Origin of the sequence: Streptococcus pseudopneumoniae, assembly GCF_038148935.1 — a bacterium.
GTDB classification, from domain to species: domain Bacteria; phylum Bacillota; class Bacilli; order Lactobacillales; family Streptococcaceae; genus Streptococcus; species Streptococcus pseudopneumoniae_U.
The window spans coordinates 1-688 of sequence record NZ_JBBJZX010000195.1; the positions used below are offsets into that span (position 1 = coordinate 1).

A 688-nucleotide genomic window follows, 5' to 3' on the forward strand; every position below is an offset into this window, starting at 1 on the left:
TCTCAAAAGATAATCTTTTACTGCTTTTACAATGCTGCTTGTTGCTACCGCTAAAAAGCCTGTCGCAAAGGCAATGATGAGTTCATTAAATTGTGTCATGTGTTTTTCCTTTCTTATTCTCCGTAAAATCGAACATCAGCTTGGCCTATATAATCCCTTATCTTCCCAATCGTTGTATAAATGCTTGTACCATTATATAAGCTTATGTCACTTTTAGGCGTTGGTATCAATTCAATGTCATTTACACTTACATATCTTATATCACTTACGTTTACTTTGTTATTTCCCAAAGGAATAACATATCCGCCCCAATATTGGTAAATTGATGTATTTTTTAATTCAAGAAGAAGTGGATGACTATTCCACACCAACCTATCGCCAATATAGCGCTTGACAATCTCCTGATTGCCTAACATGATTTTTACTCTATCTCTCATAGCTTCACCTACCTAAAAATATCGTAAATAGTGTTAGCGTCTTTGGTTTGAAGGGCATCGTACTGCGCTTGTGTTCCTGCCCAATAGTTGAGTGCTTGCGAACCGTTCTGATTGATGATATTCTGACCAGGCGCCCCTGTTGCTCCTCGTTCGCCATCGTTGATGTTATCCAAGCGAGTGAAAGCAGAGGCTTTTAAACCTCTGTAATTCACTTCAATGCGGACTTCAAACCAACCACCTGAACGCTGAGA

The 688-nt window shown here is 39.0% G+C and carries 2 protein-coding genes and 1 pseudogene; all 3 read right to left on the reverse strand.

Annotated elements, in window-relative coordinates; translation table 11 throughout:
* Window positions 1-99 (reverse strand): annotated as a pseudogene (locus tag WKI42_RS10555) (phage holin); the annotation flags it as partial.
* A 14-nt stretch (window positions 100-113) separates the two neighbouring features.
* Complete coding sequence (locus tag WKI42_RS10560; RefSeq protein ID WP_368081899.1) at window positions 114-437, reverse strand: hypothetical protein; 324 nt, start codon at window positions 435-437, stop codon at window positions 114-116.
* Between the two features lie 8 nt (window positions 438-445).
* Window positions 446-688: phage upper tail fiber protein (locus WKI42_RS10565; RefSeq protein WP_440581623.1), on the reverse strand; the 243-nt coding region annotated here is incomplete at its 5' end.